At 72.0% G+C, this 15,862-nt stretch carries 16 protein-coding genes; 11 read left to right on the top strand and 5 right to left on the bottom strand.

All coding sequences use genetic code 11. The features are described 5' to 3' along the window. Positions 1-12 precede the first annotated feature (12 nt). The 3 genes from KZC56_RS06035 to KZC56_RS06025 all read right to left on the bottom strand — a co-directional run bounded on the left by KZC56_RS06035 (position 13) and on the right by KZC56_RS06025 (position 3,815). Positions 13-981: an ABC transporter permease gene (locus KZC56_RS06035; RefSeq protein WP_247638096.1), complete on the bottom strand. Its 969-nt coding sequence runs from the start codon at positions 979-981 to the stop codon at positions 13-15. Then, entirely contained in the window at positions 981-2,285 is a 1,305-nt protein-coding gene (locus tag KZC56_RS06030; protein ID WP_136032223.1) for a quaternary amine ABC transporter ATP-binding protein, read from the bottom strand. Before KZC56_RS06030 ends, KZC56_RS06035 begins: the two co-directional genes overlap by 1 nt. A gap of 330 nt (positions 2,286-2,615) precedes the next feature. Beyond that, complete coding sequence (locus KZC56_RS06025; protein WP_247638095.1) at positions 2,616-3,815, bottom strand: class I SAM-dependent methyltransferase; 1,200 nt, start codon at positions 3,813-3,815, stop codon at positions 2,616-2,618. A 90-nt stretch (positions 3,816-3,905) separates the two neighbouring features. Between KZC56_RS06025 and KZC56_RS06020 the strand changes: the two genes are divergently transcribed. From KZC56_RS06020 to KZC56_RS05990, 7 genes are all read left to right on the top strand, one after another. After that, positions 3,906-4,892: an ABC transporter ATP-binding protein gene (locus tag KZC56_RS06020; RefSeq protein WP_206252069.1), complete on the top strand. Its 987-nt coding sequence runs from the start codon at positions 3,906-3,908 to the stop codon at positions 4,890-4,892. Next, positions 4,892-6,514 carry an ABC transporter permease gene (locus tag KZC56_RS06015; protein ID WP_247638864.1) on the top strand — a complete coding sequence of 541 codons (1,623 nt, stop codon included), beginning with the start codon at positions 4,892-4,894 and terminating at the stop codon, positions 6,512-6,514. The genes KZC56_RS06020 and KZC56_RS06015 overlap by 1 nt, the downstream gene beginning before the upstream one ends. Before the next feature lie 4 nt (positions 6,515-6,518). Beyond that, on the top strand, positions 6,519-7,058 hold the full coding sequence (locus tag KZC56_RS06010) for a GbsR/MarR family transcriptional regulator (protein ID WP_247638094.1): 540 nt from the start codon (positions 6,519-6,521) through the stop codon (positions 7,056-7,058). Between the two features lie 85 nt (positions 7,059-7,143). Further along, the gene (locus KZC56_RS06005; protein ID WP_136032229.1) at positions 7,144-7,533 is read left to right on the top strand and encodes a GntR family transcriptional regulator; all 390 of its coding nucleotides are present in this window, start codon (positions 7,144-7,146) and stop codon (positions 7,531-7,533) included. Further along, a complete protein-coding gene (locus KZC56_RS06000; protein WP_136045128.1) occupies positions 7,530-8,444 on the top strand; it encodes an ABC transporter ATP-binding protein in 915 nt (304 codons plus the stop codon). The genes KZC56_RS06005 and KZC56_RS06000 overlap by 4 nt, the downstream gene beginning before the upstream one ends. Beyond that, complete coding sequence (locus tag KZC56_RS05995) at positions 8,444-9,127, top strand: hypothetical protein (protein ID WP_247638093.1); 684 nt, start codon at positions 8,444-8,446, stop codon at positions 9,125-9,127. The genes KZC56_RS06000 and KZC56_RS05995 overlap by 1 nt, the downstream gene beginning before the upstream one ends. A gap of 171 nt (positions 9,128-9,298) precedes the next feature. Continuing rightward, positions 9,299-10,432: an FUSC family protein gene (locus KZC56_RS05990; protein WP_247638092.1), complete on the top strand. Its 1,134-nt coding sequence runs from the start codon at positions 9,299-9,301 to the stop codon at positions 10,430-10,432. A gap of 52 nt (positions 10,433-10,484) precedes the next feature. Here the strand turns inward: KZC56_RS05990 and KZC56_RS05985 are convergent, their stop codons facing one another. Then, the gene (locus KZC56_RS05985; protein ID WP_136032234.1) at positions 10,485-11,075 is read right to left on the bottom strand and encodes a winged helix-turn-helix domain-containing protein; all 591 of its coding nucleotides are present in this window, start codon (positions 11,073-11,075) and stop codon (positions 10,485-10,487) included. Positions 11,076-11,147: 72 nt separating this feature from the next. Here KZC56_RS05985 and KZC56_RS05980 point away from each other — a divergent pair, with 72 nt between their 5' ends. Next, positions 11,148-12,446 (top strand): MFS transporter, encoded by a 1,299-nt coding sequence (locus KZC56_RS05980; protein WP_247638091.1) that lies wholly within the window; start codon positions 11,148-11,150, stop codon positions 12,444-12,446. An 18-nt stretch (positions 12,447-12,464) separates the two neighbouring features. Here the strand turns inward: KZC56_RS05980 and KZC56_RS05975 are convergent, their stop codons facing one another. After that, entirely contained in the window at positions 12,465-12,800 is a 336-nt protein-coding gene (locus KZC56_RS05975) for a type II toxin-antitoxin system HicB family antitoxin (protein WP_136032239.1), read from the bottom strand. A 361-nt stretch (positions 12,801-13,161) separates the two neighbouring features. Here KZC56_RS05975 and KZC56_RS05970 point away from each other — a divergent pair, with 361 nt between their 5' ends. Genes KZC56_RS05970 through KZC56_RS05960 form a run of 3 tightly spaced genes read left to right on the top strand, consistent with a single transcriptional unit; the run spans position 13,162 to position 15,851 of the window. Further along, positions 13,162-13,791, top strand: coding sequence for an RNA polymerase sigma factor (locus KZC56_RS05970; RefSeq protein WP_247638090.1), 630 nt, complete (start codon positions 13,162-13,164; stop codon positions 13,789-13,791). Then, a complete protein-coding gene (locus tag KZC56_RS05965) occupies positions 13,788-14,243 on the top strand; it encodes a hypothetical protein (protein ID WP_136032244.1) in 456 nt (151 codons plus the stop codon). Before KZC56_RS05970 ends, KZC56_RS05965 begins: the two co-directional genes overlap by 4 nt. 36 nt (positions 14,244-14,279) lie before the next feature. Beyond that, the gene (locus KZC56_RS05960; protein WP_247638089.1) at positions 14,280-15,851 is read left to right on the top strand and encodes a S8 family peptidase; all 1,572 of its coding nucleotides are present in this window, start codon (positions 14,280-14,282) and stop codon (positions 15,849-15,851) included. Positions 15,852-15,862: the final 11 nt, after the last annotated feature.

Here is a 15,862-nt window from a genome sequence, read left to right as displayed (position 1 = left end):
GGTGGGGTGGGGTCAGGCGCGAGTGAGCTCGGGCTCGACGGCGTCGGACGACGCGGGGGTCGCGGCGGTGGAGGTCGCGGCGGCGGCGGGCGCAGCGCCCGAACCCGCGCCCGACCGGCGGCGCTTCCACAGGCCCCACAGCGACGAGCGGTTCTCGCCCGGAGCCCCCAGCGCGGCGGTGACCCGGTCGAGGAAGACCGCGATCAGCACGACGCCCAGACCGGCCTCGACGCCCTTCGGGATGTTGATCGTCGAGATCGCCTCGACCACCATCTTCCCGAGGCCGTCCGCTCCCGCCATACCGGCGATCACGGCCATCGACAGCGCGAGCATGATCACCTGGTTGACGCCGGCCATGATGGTCGGCATCGCCAGGGGCAGCTGGATGCCGCGGAGGATCTGGCCGGGGGTGGCGCCGAACGCATGCCCGGCCTCCACGGTCTCGGAGTCGACGCCGCGGATGCCCAGCTCGGTCAGGCGCACGCCGGGAGGCAGCGCGAAGATCACGGTCGCCACGAGTCCCGGCACCACGCCGATGCCGAAGAACACGATCGCGGGGATCAGGTACACGAACGCGGGCATGGTCTGCATGAAGTCGAGCACCGGCTTCAGGGCCGCCCGGACCGTGGCGTTGCGCGCCGACCAGATGCCCAGCGGCACCGCGATCAGCACCGCCACGATCGCCGCGACGAGCACCAGGGCGAGGGTCTGCATCGCGGGCACCCACAGGTCCATCGCCACGATCAGCAGGAACGACACGGCCGCGCCGATCGCGAGCTTCCACGACCGCACGACCCAGGCGAGCAGGGCGGCGATCACGATGATCACGGCGAAGTGCGGGGTGAGCAGCAGCCGGGTGAGGCCGTCCACGAGGAAGCTCACCACGAACGACACCACGTCGAGCAGACCGTCGAGGTTCGCGGTGATCCAGTCGACTCCGGCGGCGACCCAGTCGCCCAGGGGGATGCGGAATCCGTCCATCAGCGCACCTCCTCCGTCTCGGGTGTCGTGGGCAGCGGCTCGGCCGTCCACCCGTCGTCGAGCACCGCGTCGATCTCGGCCTGCGGCATGGGCGTCATCGGCAGCAGGATCTCCTCGGTCGAGCCGGGGCCGGGGCCGAGGGCGGCGAGCAGGGTCACGCGGGGGATCACGCCCGCCAGTCGCCCGTCGGCGTCGGTCACGGCCAGGGGCAGCGGCGACTCCACCGCGGGCACGAACAGGTTCATGAGCACGTCGTCCTCGCGCACGCTCTGCAGCACGGGCTTGATCACGGAGTCGAGTCGCGTCACCCCCTGCCGCACGAGCTTCACCGCATCGCGGTCGGTGACCACACCGAGCAGTTGGCGGTCCTTGCCGACCACGTAGGTGGCCGACATGTAGGCGTCGCGCATCTGGCGCAGGGCCGTGCGCGGGCCGGCGGTCTCGGCGACCACGGGGCGCGGGCGCTCCATGACGTTCGCGGCGGTGAGCACGCGGGCACGGTCCACGTCCTGCACGAACTGCTCGACGTAGTCGTTCGCGGGGTCCATCAGGATGTCCTCCGGCGTGCCGATCTGCACGATGCGCCCGTCGCGCATCACGGCGATCCGGTCGCCGAGGAACATGGCCTCGTTGAGGTCGTGCGTGATGAAGACGATGGTCTTGTGCAGCTTCTGCTGGAGCTCCAGCAGCTGCTCCTGCATCTCGCGGCGGATCAGCGGGTCGAGCGCGCTGAACGCCTCGTCCATCAGCAGGATGTCGCTGTCGGCGGCGAGCGCGCGGGCGATGCCGACGCGCTGCTGCATGCCGCCGGAGAGCTCGGACGGCAGCTTGTCGCCCTGGCCCTCGAGGCCCACGAGCGCGAGGATCTCCTCGGCCTTCGCCTGCCGCTCGGCCGCCGCGACGCCCTTGAGCTCGAGCGGGTAGGCCACGTTCGCGGCCACCGTGCGGTGCGGCAGCAGGGCGAAATGCTGGAAGACCATCGAGATGCGGTCGCGGCGGATCTCGCGCAGACGACCCGCGGGGATGCCCGTGATGGTGTCGCCGCCGACCGTGACGGTGCCGTCGGTGATGTCGTGCAGGCCGTTGAGCATGCGGATGATGGTGGACTTGCCCGATCCGGACAGGCCCATGATGACGAAGATCTCACCGCGGTTCACGGTGAAGCTGGCGTCGATGACGGCGGCGGTGCCCGCGTCGGCGACGGCCGCGCGGCTCTCACCCGCCTTCAGTCGGCGGACGGCGGCGTTCGGATTCCTCCCGAACACCTTGTACAGATGGCGCGCTTCGAGTGCGATGTCGGACACGTTTCCCCTGCGGCTCGGCCTCGGGTGGCTGAGCCTGCTTCGGTCACGTCCGGGTGATCCTCACGAGGCCGTTCGACATCATCGCTGTGGCGGCGCGGGCGGTGGATTTCGGATCCGCCGCAGAGAGGACCGACCGTACGCCCACGCCTCTTCGCAGCACAGCTCATCGAAAGAAGGACGTGGTCGCGGACTGGTCTTCGGGCCGTCAGGCCCACAGACCAACGTAACGAAATGGCCGGTCAGGGACAAATCCTGGGCCGGGAACGTGCCCGGGTTTCCGGTGCTGACCGGGGGATAGTACGAGCGTCTAGCAATCTCGGCGACGGGGGTTCACGGGCGTCGCACACTGCGCGTCACGGTGAACTTCGGGGTGCGTCGGAGCTGCTCCGTCCGCCCGATCAGCCGCGTCAGCTCGGGGCGGTACGCGAGGCCGGAGTTGTACACCGTGAACAGCTCGCCGCCCGGCCGGAGCAGTCGCGCGGCGGCCTCGAACAGCCGGGTCGCGGCCCCCGTGTGCACGCTGCTGCCGAGGTGGAACGGCGGGTTCAGCAGCACCACGTCGAACGCCCCGTCGGGCAGGTCGGATCCGGCGTCGTCGTGGGTCACGGTGACGCGGTCGGCGACGCCGTTCGCGGCCGCGGTCGCCCGGGTCGAGGCCACGGCCGCGGCCGAGCGATCGGTCGCGGTCACCGCGTCCCCGGGGTGCGCGAGGGCCCAGGACACCGCGAGCGCGCCCGTGCCGCAGCCGAGATCGAGCACCCGGCGCGGATCCTCGGCGTTCACGACTCCGGAGAAACCCTCGTTCTCCGGCAGCTCCGGCGGGGATGCAGCCCCGGGGCGAGCGGTTCTCCGGCGTTGTGAACCGTCGAGCGCGAGCGCCTCGAGCAGCACGCGCGTGCCGATGTCGAGGCGGGGTCCGGCGAACGCGCCGCCGTGCGCGACCAGGGCGAGGCCGTCGTGCGCGGCCCGCACGGGGAAGGGCGGCTGCGCGGGGACGGCCAGGGGCTGCGACGCCACGAGCAGCCGCGACTTGCGTTCGGCCCGCTGCGGCTGCACGTCCCCGAAGCTCCGCCGCAGCACCTCGTTCTGCGCCAGGGTCATGTGCTTGACGCGACCCCCGGCCACGAGCACCGCGTCGGGCGCGGCCCAGCGGGCGACCGCATCCGCGATCTGCTCCAGTTCCGCGAGCGCCTTGGGTAGCTGCAGCAGCACGAGCCGTGCCCCGCGCAGCAGCGTCTCGTCGAGCTCGTGCGTCGTGAAGCCCTCGAGTCCCAGCTCCGCCGCGTTGCGGGCGAGCGCGCGGCGCCCGGTCGCGAGGTCCTGGTGCACCCGGATCCCCCGGAGCCCGGACGCCACGAGCGGCAGGGTGATCGCGCCGTACTCGTCCCCGATCACGGCGGTCTCGGCACCGGTGATCCCGCTGTCGAGCGCCCGCGACGCGAGCAGCAGATCGGTGGCGTCGTGCGCCTGGAGGTTCTCGGCCTCGACGTCGGGCCAGCGGCGCAGGCGGGCGTAGGGGAACTCCGGCACCAGCCCACTGTACGCGGGCGCCGTAAGGATTCCGCATGCGTCCGCTTCACCGGATTCACAAGTTCGTGAAGCGGGCGTACGCTCCCGCGCATGAGCACCGTGATCGCCACCCAGAGCCTCACCAAGCACTACGGGCACGTGCACGCCCTCGACGGTCTCGACCTGAGCGTCGAGTCCGGTCAGGTGCACGGATTCCTCGGGCCGAACGGCGCCGGCAAGTCCACCACGATCCGCATCCTCCTGGGCCTCGCCCGCCGCACCGGGGGCGCGGTGACCGTGTTCGGCGAGGACCCGTGGCGTCGGGCCGTCGAGCTGCACCGGCGAATCGCCTCCGTTCCGGGCGACGTGAGCCTGTGGCCCAACCTCTCCGGGGGCGAGGCCATCGACCTGCTCGCCCGGCTGCGCGGAGCCCGCACGCACGACGCCGCCTACCGGCGCGAGAAGGCCCGGCTGCTGGAGGCCTTCCAGTTCGACCCGCGGAAGAAGGGCCGCGCGTACTCGAAGGGCAACCGCCAGAAGGTGGCGCTGATCGCGGCCTTCGCCGTGCCGGCCGACCTGCTCATCCTCGACGAGCCGACCAGCGGGCTCGACCCCCTCATGGCGGTGATCTTCCAGCGCGAGGTCGCGCGGGCCCACGAGAACGGCGCGACCGTGCTGCTGTCGAGCCACATCATGAGCGAGGTCGAGCAGCTGTGCGACCGCGTGTCGATCATCCGCGCCGGGCGCATCGTCGAGACCGGCACGCTCGCCGACCTGCGGCACCTCACCCGCAGCGACGTGTCGTTCACGGCCCCGGGTGTCCCGCTCGACCGCGTCGCCGCGATCCCCGAGGTGCACGACGCCACGGTGCACGACGACCGCTTCCGCCTCACCGTCGACAGCGACCGCACCGCCGCGGTGCTGCCCGCCCTCGCCACGCTCGGGATCTCCGACCTCCGCGTGGCTCCGCCCTCACTCGAAGAACTGTTCCTGCGGCACTACGGCGACGACCTCGCGACGCTCGAGGCGGCGGAGGACGGCGGGTCCGACGCGGAGCCGTCCACCCGGCGCTCCCGCCACGCGAAGGGTCGTGCGTGATGGACCGCTTCGGGGTGCTGCTGCGCCAGCGCATGCGCCGCGACCGGGTGCAGGTGCCGCTGTGGATCCTCGGCACAGCGCTGATGGCGTTCGCGGGGTATGCGGGCGTCACGCAGTCGTACTCGACCCTGGCCGACCGGCAGAACATCCTGGCCGCGGCGCTCGCGAACCCGGTGATCCTGATGTTCCGCGGCCTGCCGTCCGGCACCTCGGAGGGCGCGTTCCTCGCCTTCGAGATCCTGCCGTGGCTGGCGATGCTGGCGGCCCTCATGAGCACGTTCCTCGCGGTGCGGCACACCCGGGGTGACGAGGAGTCGGGGCGCGCCGAGCTCGTGTGGGCGACACCCGCCGGACGACACCTTCCCACCGTCGCGACGATCGTGCACGGCCTCCTCGCCAACGTCGTGCTGGGTGCGCTGACCGCGGTCGCCCTGCTCGCGACCGGGCTGCCCGTCGCCGGTTCGCTGCTCTCCGGCGCCGCGGCCGCCTCCTGCGGCGTCGCCTTCCTCGGGATCGCCCTGCTCGCGGCGCAGCTGCTGCGCACGTCGCGCGGCGCGAACTCCGCGGCTGTGTGGGTGCTCGTGGCCGCCTTCCTGCTCCGGGGCATCGGCAACGCCGCCGGGACCCCGAACGATGAGCTGACCGCGATCGCGAGCGCCTGGCCTGCGTGGCTGTCGCCGTTCGGCTGGGCGGAGCAGACGCGCCCGTACGACGTCGATGCGGCCTGGCCCGCGGTCCTGGGACTGGCGCTCGGCCTCGTCCTGGCCGCCGGGGCCCTGGCACTGCAGGGCCTGCGCGATGTGGACGCGGGCTTCGTGGCCGAACGCCCCGGCCGTTCCGCGGCGCGGCCCGCCCTCTCGTCGCCGCACGCGCTGGTGTGGCGACTCACCTCGGGCGCGGTCGTGGGGTGGGCGGTCGGCGGACTGCTCACCGGGCTGCTCGCCACGACCCTGGGCGGCGTGGTCGACCAGATCGCGGGCGAGAATCCCGCCGTGACCGACATCCTGGAGAAGATCGGCGGCGCGACCGGCGGGCTCGACGAGGTCGTGGTGACCGTGTTCTTCACGCTGCTGGGCATCCTCGCGGCCTGCTGCGCGGTGCAGACCGTGGTGCGCGCGCGGCAGGAGGAGGCGCGGGGCACGGTCGAGCTCGTGCTCTCGACCCCCACCGGACGGGTGCGCTGGCTGGCCGACCACGTGATCGTCGGCGTGGGCGCGGTGCTCATCGTGGTCGCCGCCGCCGTGCTGGGTGGCTGGCTCGGCGTGTGGTCGCGCGACGGCGACAGCGAGCTGTATCGCATCGTGGCCGTGGCGGGCGCGGGACAGGCGGTCGCGGCGGTGGTGTTCGTGGCGCTCACGGCCCTCGTGTTCGTGGTGCTGCCGCGCGCGACCATCCCCGTGGCGTGGATCCTGGTCCTGCTCGCGGCGCTGCTCGGCATGTTCGGCCCGCTGTTCGGGCTGCCGGACTGGACCGCGAACCTCTCCCCGTTCGCGGTGACCCCGGTGGTCGACGGCGACGGCGTCGACGTGCGCGGGCTGTGGTGGCTCGTGCTCGTGGTCGCCGGGGCCACGGCGGGCGCCCTGGCGCTCATGCGTCGGCGCGAGCTCGCGACGGGCGGGTAGTGCGATGACGCGGGCACCGGGCGGGGAGGCCGCGAACGCCGACGACGGGTCGGACGCGACGGCGGGCGATGCCGAGCAGCAGCGCGAGCACCGGGGCGTGGAACCGGCGGAGCAGGCGGCGGCGATGCTCACGGCGGCGGGGATGCCGCGGATGCCGGCGCGCGTGATGATGGCCCTGGTCGCGGCGCCCGAGGGCGGGTACACCGCGGCCGAGCTGGCCGAGCGGCTCGGCGTCTCCCCCGCGGCGGTGTCGGGGGCGGTGCGCTACCTGCAGCAGCTGCACTTCATCCAGCGGCGCCCGCGGCCGGGTGAGCGCCGTGACCGGTACGCGTTCGTGCACGATCCCTTCTACCGCTCGATCGTGGGCAACCTTCCCGTGTACGCGCGGCTCGCGGAGTACATCGACGACATCGCGGGCGCGCACGGCGACGATCCCGACGCGCAGACGCGGGCGGTCGAGCTGGCCGCATTCTTCCGGTTCCTGTCCGCGCGCATGCGGCAGATCGTGGAGGAGTGGCACGAGTCGCGGCACGACCGGAGCTGATCGTCGCGATCCCGAGGGTTGACACGCGCGTGGGTTACATGGTTACTTAGTCGAGTAAGTAACCCACCAACCCAGCGGAGGACTCGTGATCGAAGAAGGCAAGCCGCTCTTCCTCCAGATCGCCGAGCAGATCGAGGACTCGATCCTCGACGGCTCACTCGCCGAGGAGGCGCAGGCTCCTTCCACGAACGAGCTCGCCGCGTTCTACCGCATCAACCCCGCCACGGCGGCGAAGGGAGTCGCGATGCTCACCGAAAAGGGAGTGCTCCACAAGCGCCGAGGCATCGGCATGTTCGTCTCGGAAGGCGCCAGGGACCTGCTCCTCGGCGAGCGCCGCGCGGCCTTCGCCGACCGCTACATCGACCCGCTCCTCGCGGAAGCCCGCACGCTGGGCCTCGGCGCGGAAGACCTCGCGGACCTGCTCCGGCAGCGCGCCGCACACACCCCCACCCCAGAAGGGAAGAACCCCGCATGACCGCCGTCATCGAGGTGCAGAACCTCACCAAGCGCTACAAGGAGAAGAGGGCGCTCGACAACGTCTCGCTCGCCCTCGAAGGGGGCTCGATCTACGGGCTCCTCGGCCGCAACGGTGCCGGGAAGACGACCCTCATGTCGATCCTCACGGCCCAGAACTTCGAGTCGTCCGGCACCGTGAAGGTGTTCGGCGAGCACCCCTACGAGAACGCGCACGTGCTCGGCCGCATCTGCTTCGTGCGCGAGAGCCAGAAATACCCGGACGACGCCTACCCGAAGCACGCGTTCAAGGCCGCGAGCCTGTTCTTCCCGAACTGGGACCAGGCGTTCGCCGACGAGCTGATCGCGGAGTTCCAGCTGCCGATGAAGCAGACCATCAAGAAGCTGTCGCGTGGACAGCTCTCGGCGGTCGGCGTGATCATCGGACTCGCCTCGCGCGCCGAGATCACCTTCTTCGACGAGCCGTACCTCGGGCTCGACGCGGTCGCCCGGCAGATCTTCTACGACCGCCTGGTGGAGGACTACTCCGAGCACCCGCGCACCATCATCCTGTCCTCGCACCTGATCGACGAGGTGTCGAACCTCATCGAGAAGGTCATCGTGATCGACAACGGACGGATCCTGCTGAACGAGGACACCGATGCCGTGCGTGACCGCGCGGTGACCGTGGTGGGCGAGGCCGCGAAGGTCGACGCCTGGGCGGAGGGCCGCGAGATCCTGCACCGCGACGAGCTCGGCCGGGTGGCCTCGGTCACCGTCATGGGCCGGCTCTCGCCCGAGGAGCGCTCCGCGGTCGTCGCCGCGGGCCTCGACCTCACGCCGGTGTCGCTGCAGCAGCTCGTCGTCCGGCTCACCCAGAAGAACGACGCCGCCGCCGACCGAGCCGGTGCGGTGAAGGAGGAGGTCCGCTGATGCGCACGTTCAACGTCATCCGCCTGCAGCTGATCAACAAGGGCACCTTCATCTGGTACCCGCTCATGATCCTCGGCGCGGCCACGATCATCTCGATCCTGATCTACGCGATGATCCCCGTCGACACCCCCAAGTACGGCGGGGGCGGCCAGGCGCCGCTCTGGTACTTCTTCGCGGTGGGCATGTCGGCGATGACCCTCACGTTCCCGTTCTCGCAGGCGATGAGCATCACGCGCCGGGAGTTCTTCTTCGGCACGATGCTGACGGCCACCCTCGGCAGCGCGATCATGGGCGTGCTCTTCCTGATCGGCGGCGGCATCGAGATGCTCACCGACGGCTGGGGGGTCAACGGCTACCTGTTCTACCTGCCGTGGCTGTGGGACGCGGGACCCCTGGGCGCCTTCGTGGTGTTCTTCACGCTCGCCCTGTTCTTCTTCGTGGTCGGCTTCACCGGCGCGACGATCTACAAGAGCTGGGGTCAGCTGGTGCTGCTGATCGTGAGCATCGGCCTGGGGCTCATCCTGGTGGGGCTGGTGTTCCTCGCGACACGGCTCGACCTGTGGAACCACGTCGGCGCGACGATCATGGACCTCGGCGCCCTCGGCCTGGCCGTGTGGGGCCTGGTGATCACCGCCGTCCTGACCGGCGTCTCGTTCCTCGCCTTCCGGCGGACCATCCCCTGATCGGACCACCCGGCACGAGGGATGCCGCGGCCGCGCGCTCGGTGCGGGCCGCGGCATCCGTGCGTCCGGGCACTACCCGCAGACCGCAGCGGAGGCAACCCCACTCCTCCGCCGTCCGTTCGCGCGTAACGTCCAGGAGCAGAACCCGCCCGTCCGAGGAGAGAGGATGCCGTGACGCCCGAGGAACGCCGCCTCCGCGACCACCCGCGCCTGCGCCTGCGCGAACGCCGGTCGTACCTCTCGCGCACCCTGCGCGACGCCGTGCGACCGCCGCGGCTGCTGCTCGTGGCGAAGACGGCGCTCGCGGTCGGGCTCGCGTGGGCCGTCGCGCCGCACATGCCGGGCGTCACCGACGAGTATCCGTACTACGCGCCGCTCGGTGCTCTGGTGAGCATGTACCCGACGCTGATGGGCTCGATGCGCTCGAGCCTGCAGACGCTGTTCGGGCTCGCCGCGGGCATCGGCCTGGCCGCCCTGATCGTGCTCACCGTCGGTCCGACGTGGTGGACCATCCCGCTCGTGGTGGGTCTGGGCGTGCTGCTGTCGGGCACGGGATGGTTCGGCGCCGGGCGCGAGTACGTGCCGATGGCCGCGCTGTTCGTGCTGATCATCGGGGGACAGAACGCCGACGACTACTCGGTGGGGTACCTGGCGCAGATGGCCGTCGGCGTGGTGATCGGGCTCCTGGTGAACCTGCTGATCGCGCCCGCACCGCTCGCCGCGGCGGCTGCGTCGAGAGTGGAGTCCTTCCGCACGCAGCTGGGCGAGCACCTGCACGACATCGGGTACGCGGTGTCGGAGTCGTGGCCGCCGGAGACCGCACAGTGGGCGGAGGACGCGGCGTCCCTCGCCGAGACCACCGCCGATCTGCGGGCGGCGCTGGCCGAGGCCGACGAGAGCGTGCGGTACAACCCACGCGCGCGACGCCGGCACGTGGGGACAGCGCACATCCACGAGGACCTCTCGACGCTCGACCGCATCGCCCATCTGATCCGCGACATCGCCGATGCGACCGCCGACACCATCTGGGACCGGCCCGCCGCCATCCCGCTCGACCCCGCGCTGCCCGAGCCCCTGTCGGCGGCCTGTCACGCGGTGGCCGACGTGATCGCCGAACCCGATCCCGGCTCGAGCGAGGCGCACCGCCGGCGGGGTGAGGCCGCGCGGGCGACCCGCCTGCTGCTGGAGCGTGTGGACGACCGCACGTTCGACGCGCGCAGCACGATGGGTCCCGGCGTGCTGACGGCGATGCACCTGCGGCGGATCCTGATCCTCAGCGGCGAGCGCCCGGACGGCGACGCGTGAGTCACGGCGACGGGTGAGCCAGGGCGACGAGTGAGTCAGGGCGACGGGTGAGTCAGATGGTGTCGTCGGCGACGACGATGTCCAGCTGCCAGTAACGACCGTCGGGGTCTGTGGCGTCGTGCGCGTCGTCGGCCGCCGACAGCACGTCGTTGACCTGGCGCATCACGTCTTCGAACTCGGCCTCGGTCAGGCGGATCGTGCGCTGCACGAACGACGCGTGCACCTCGGTCGTGCGGCCGGCGACGTAGTCGGGGCTCCAGGCGAGCACGCGGCGCACCAGCTCGCCGTGCTCCTCCGCCAGGGCGGCGACCACCGCGCCGCCGAGCGCCTCATCGGCCACCGGGTTCTGCGGGTCGCCGAGGTTGAGGGCGCGCTTGCGTCCGGTCCAGACCCGGTCGCGGCGGTCGCGCGCGCGGTCGGGGGCCTCCTCGATGAGTCCGGCGTCGGCGAGCACCCGGAGGTGGAAGCTCGCGCTGTTCGCGGGAACGCCGAGCTCGGCGGCGATGTCGGCGGCCCGCAGGTGCTCGCGGCGCGCGATGAGGCGCAGGATCCGGCGGCGCAGCGGATGCGAGTAGGCCTTCAGCATCGCCGAGGTCATGAAGACGGCGTCGTCGCCCGCGCTCGTCCCCGCGTCGTCGGCCATACCCCGATCCTACCGGCGGACAATTGCACACCTCTAGTTGCGCAATTTATGTTGCGCATCTATGGTCGAGCCATGACCACCGCCACCACCCCCCACCGCCTGTGGCGCAACACCCGCTACCTCACCTGGCTCGTGAGCGACACCAGCAAGGGGCTCGCCGCCTCCCTGTTCGGCTTCGCCGTCCCGCTCCTGGCGCTCCTCATCACGAACGACCCCGCGCAGGCGGGCATCATCGGCGCCGCCGGACTCGTCGCCCGCGTGCTGCTCACGCTCGCCGGGGGCGTGCTCGCCGACCGCCACCGGCGCATCGTCCTCATGCTGCTCGGCTCCCTGCTGGGCATCGTCCTCGCGGGCGCCTTCACTCTGCTCGCGATCGGCGACGCCCTCACCTTCACGTCACTGCTCGTGATCGACGTGCTGCTCGCCGCCCGCAGCGGCCTGTTCGACGTGGCCGGCGAGAGCGCGCTCAAGGAAATCGTGCCCGACGAGGCGATGGGCCGCGCCCAGGCCGCGAACCAGGGCAGGGACGCGGCGCTCCAGCTCGCCGGCGGCCCGCTGGGCGGACTGCTCCTCGGCCTCGGCGGCTGGGTGGTCGGTGCGGTCATGACGCTGTGCCACGCCGTCGCCGCGGTGACCGCCTGGATGCTGCGCCGGCAGACGCGACGGGCGGGGATCGCCGACACCGGAGCCGAGGACGACGCGCCGGCGGACGAGCCGGCCCTGCGTCCCCACGCGGGGCGCGAGCTGCGGGAAGGCTTCACCTGGCTGCTCTCCCGCCGCGACCTCGGTGGCGTGATGATCATCCTCACCATCGTGAACCTCGGGTTCAACGCGGCCATCACGACCGTCGTGTACGCGCTGCAGCAGGCGGGACACTCCGAACTGCGGATCGGCACCCTGAGCGCGGTGATCGGCGCGGTCATGTTGGTCGGGGCCGTGCTGGCGCCGCTGCTCGTGCCGCGCGTCCCCGCGGGCATCCTCACGGTGGGCGGCCTCGCCGTGGTCGCGCTCGGCGCGGTCGCGCTCACCACGGTGCGCGAGCCCTGGGCGATCGCGGTGGTGCTCGGCGTGTCGGTCCTGCTGCTCCCCGCGCTGAACGCCGCCCTCCTCGGCTACTTCATGGTCGCGACACCCTCGCGGCTGCTCGGCCGCGCGAACAGTGCCATCGGGGTGCTCGCGATGGGGGCGATGCCCCTGGCCCCGCTGATCGCCGGGTTCGGGCTCTCCTGGCTCGGCCGCGAGGGCACGATCCTCGTGTGCGCCGGCCTGTGCCTGGTCGCGGCCGCGCTCGCGCTCGGCAATCGCGCGCTGCGTGCCCTCCCGGTCGAGGCGCGGTGGGCCGAGCACGCGGCCACCTTCGCGGCCGAGTAGCGCGAGGGCGGGCGGGAGTCAGGCGCCGATCAGTCGACTGACGGCCAAGCGGTTGAGCGACACGTGCTGCTCCGCCGCGTCGATCGCCAGCCGACGGTGCGCCTCCGGTGTGAGCCGAACCAGGAACTTGCCGGAGTAGGAGCGGTCGGAGATGGCCACGGGCGGCTCCTCCCCGTTCGCCGTCATGTCGTCGAGCACATCGGCGACGAGCTGTCGGATACCCCGGAACGCGTCGCCCTGGTCCTCCGACACCCAGGACAGCGAAGGCAACTCGGCAACCGTGCCGACATACGCGGCGTCCTCCGGGGACCATCGAACGCGGTATGCGTAGTGGTCAGGCTTCACTGTCGACATGTCCCGCTCCCTTCAGTCTGTCGATCGCCGCCAGGACCTGCCGGACCTGGTAGGCCTTCGCCGTTCCGTGATCGCTCTGGATGTTCACCCGCGGGTCTCCTGCCCGAGGCATTCGATACACGCGGTGGGAGGTGCCGCGCTGCCGCGGCTCTCCGAAGTGATGATCGCAAACCTTCACGAGGTCGGCGAATCGCACGCCTTTCGGTTGCGCCCGCATGCGTGCAACGAGGCCTTCCACAGATCCCATGATCGTGGATGGTATCAATAACGATACCATCCACGATCCGGCTGTGGAAAGCCCGCCCTCATGTATCACCGGACTCTTGCCGCGCTCCTGGTAGGTGTGATCACAATGGGCTTCATGATCGACGGTGCCTCCGGCGCCGCCCCCCTCGATCCTGCATCCGACGACGGCCGGGCACGGTGGGAACGTGCCGCTGACCTGTTCGGCGCATGGCGCGAAGGCGACGGCCGCGCGATGGATGAGCTCGTGCGACTGCTGTCGCCCGTGCTCTGGCACGTCGTCCGCGCCTACGGGCTCGAACGCACCCTCGCGGAAGACGTGGTGCAGACCACGTGGCTGCGGCTCGTCCGCGGTCAGGGCTCGATCGCCGACCCGCGCGCCGTGTCGGCCTGGCTCACCACGACCGCCCGCCGCGAGGCGTGGAAGGCCGCGAAGGCCAACGGCCGCATCGCCACGACCGAGGCCGACGACCTCGACACCCTCCTGCCCGAACAGGCCTCGGCCGAGGACCACGCGACGCTCGGCGACGAGAACCGCCGACTCTGGCTCGCCGTGCGCCGCCTGACCGAGCGGTGCCAGCGCCTGCTCCGCGTGATCGCCTTCGACGACCGTCCCGACTACGCCCGCCTCGCGACCGACCTCGGCATGCCCGTCGGCAGCATCGGGCCGACCCGCAGCCGGTGCCTCGCCAAGCTGCGCGACCTGCTCGACGCCCCGGCGCCGCACACCGGAGGGGGACGCTCATGAGCGATCACGACGACGCCCGCCTGTTCGCGCGCCTGCGCACCGTGTGGGACGAGATCGACCCGGTGCCGGCCGGACTGATCGACCGCATGGTCGCCGCGGTCGCCGCCGACGGGCTCAACCGCGAGTACGCGCTGCTGACCCTCGTGGAGGGGCAGCTCGGCGCCGTGCGGGGAGACGCCGACGCGCTCACGCTGCAGTTCAGCGACGGCACCACGAGCATCCTGCTGCACGTGACCACCACCGCGTCCGGACGGCGCCGCGTCGACGGCTGGGTCGACACCACCGCCGCGCGGATCGTGCTGGCCCAGGGCGACCGCACGCGCACCACGACGCCCGCGGAGACCGGGCGCTTCCAGTTCGACGACGTCCCGCCCGGGCTCAGCCGCGTGCGGCTGACCACGCTCGACGGCGACGAGGAACGCACGCTGGAGACCCCGCAGTTCGAGCTGTGACGGCGGGCGATGGAGCCCGCACGGAGAGGATGACCGATGGAGCAGCCCCAGGGATGGACGTGGCAGGACCGCGCGGAGGGATCGATCCGCCGCGGCACCGCTCTCGACCCGAGCACGGAACCCGTGGACGGCATCCGCGCCTTCCCTACCGCGTACCTGCCCGAACGCCTGCTGATCACGCGCACCGTCGGTGACCAGGAGGCATACGACCGCGAGGTGCGCACGCTGCGCGACGCCGCCGACACCTTCGGCTGGCGGCTCGAGATCGAATCGGCGGAGCGCGAGGCCGGCGGCGACGAGCTGGTACCGGGCGTCGCCGGGTTCCTGCGCGCGCGCCTGACCACGCCCGACGAGCCGGCCAGGGGCGAGTCGCCCGTGGCGCCGGACGCCTGGCGGGTGCTGCAGCGGGCACGGCGCCTGTCGCGGTCGACCATGCCGCGCACGAGCCTCGAGCACGTGCTGTCGATCGACCCCGTCGGCCTCAACCCCTTCACGCGCACGAACCCGTTCACACGCACCAACCCGTTCACCCGCACCAACCCCGTGCGCGGCGCGGGTGCGGGCACCGGCGGCAGCGACGACTATCTGGAGCCGGGCCGCGGGGCACGGCAGCCCGTCTCGTGGCTGGGGCCCGCGCCCGTGCGCGCTCCAGCGCCGAAGCGCGGACGACGCCCGGTCGTCGCGGTGCTCGACACGGGCTGCGGCGAGCACGCCTGGCTGCCGTCCGACATCGTCACGCGGCACATCGAGCTCGACGGCGTCCCGGTCGGGCTCACCGACGACGCCGACCCCGAACGCTACCCCGACCTGTACGGCCAGCTCGACGGCGAGATCGACGCGGTGGCCGGGCACGGCACGTTCATCTCCGGGATCGTGCGGCAGACCGCACCCGACGCCGACATCCTGTCGATCCGGGTGGCCGGCGCGCTCGGAGTGGTCGACGAGAGCACCCTGCTGGAGACCGTGGCGCAGGTGGTGGAGCTGCTGCGCCGGCACCGGGAGGACCCGAAGACGGGCTTCCCCATCGACGTGCTCAACCTGTCGCTCAGCTACTACCACGAGACCCCGACCGACGGGCTGTTCAGCCGCACGCTGTACGAGCTGCTGGCGAAGGCGCGCGAGCTCGGCTGCGTGGTCGTGTGCTCGGCCGGCAACGACGCGATCGACCGGCCGTCCTTCCCGGCGTCGCTGTGGCCGTGGCCGGGAGCCGACAACGGGCTGCCCGCCGACAAGGGCGCACCGCACGTGGCCGTCGGCGCCCTCAACCCGTCGTCGCGCTCGGTCGCGCTGTTCTCCAACGTCGGGCCCTGGGTGCACGTGTACGCCCCGGGCGCGGCGGTCGTCAGCACCTCGCCCGCGTTCGTCGGCGGTGCCCAGGCGGCGACCAGGGCCGACGTCGACGGCCTGGTGCGCGAGACGCTCGACCCCGACGACTACCGGGGCGGCTTCGCGGTCTGGAGCGGCACGTCGTTCGCAGCGCCGTACCTCGCCGGTCGCATCGCGGCGGAGCTCGGGGCCGTCCCGGTGGCGGGCGCGACCCCGGCCGCGGCGGCGAAGGCCGTGTCCGCCGTGCTCGCCGAGCTCCCCGACCCGCACGACCGCGGCTGACCCGCACTCTT

It is taken from the genome of Microbacterium sufflavum (assembly GCF_023091155.1).
In the GTDB taxonomy this organism is placed as follows: domain Bacteria; phylum Actinomycetota; class Actinomycetes; order Actinomycetales; family Microbacteriaceae; genus Microbacterium; species Microbacterium sufflavum.
Note: the sequence above shows the minus strand (reverse complement) of the source record. Positions and strands in the feature narration are given on the sequence as shown.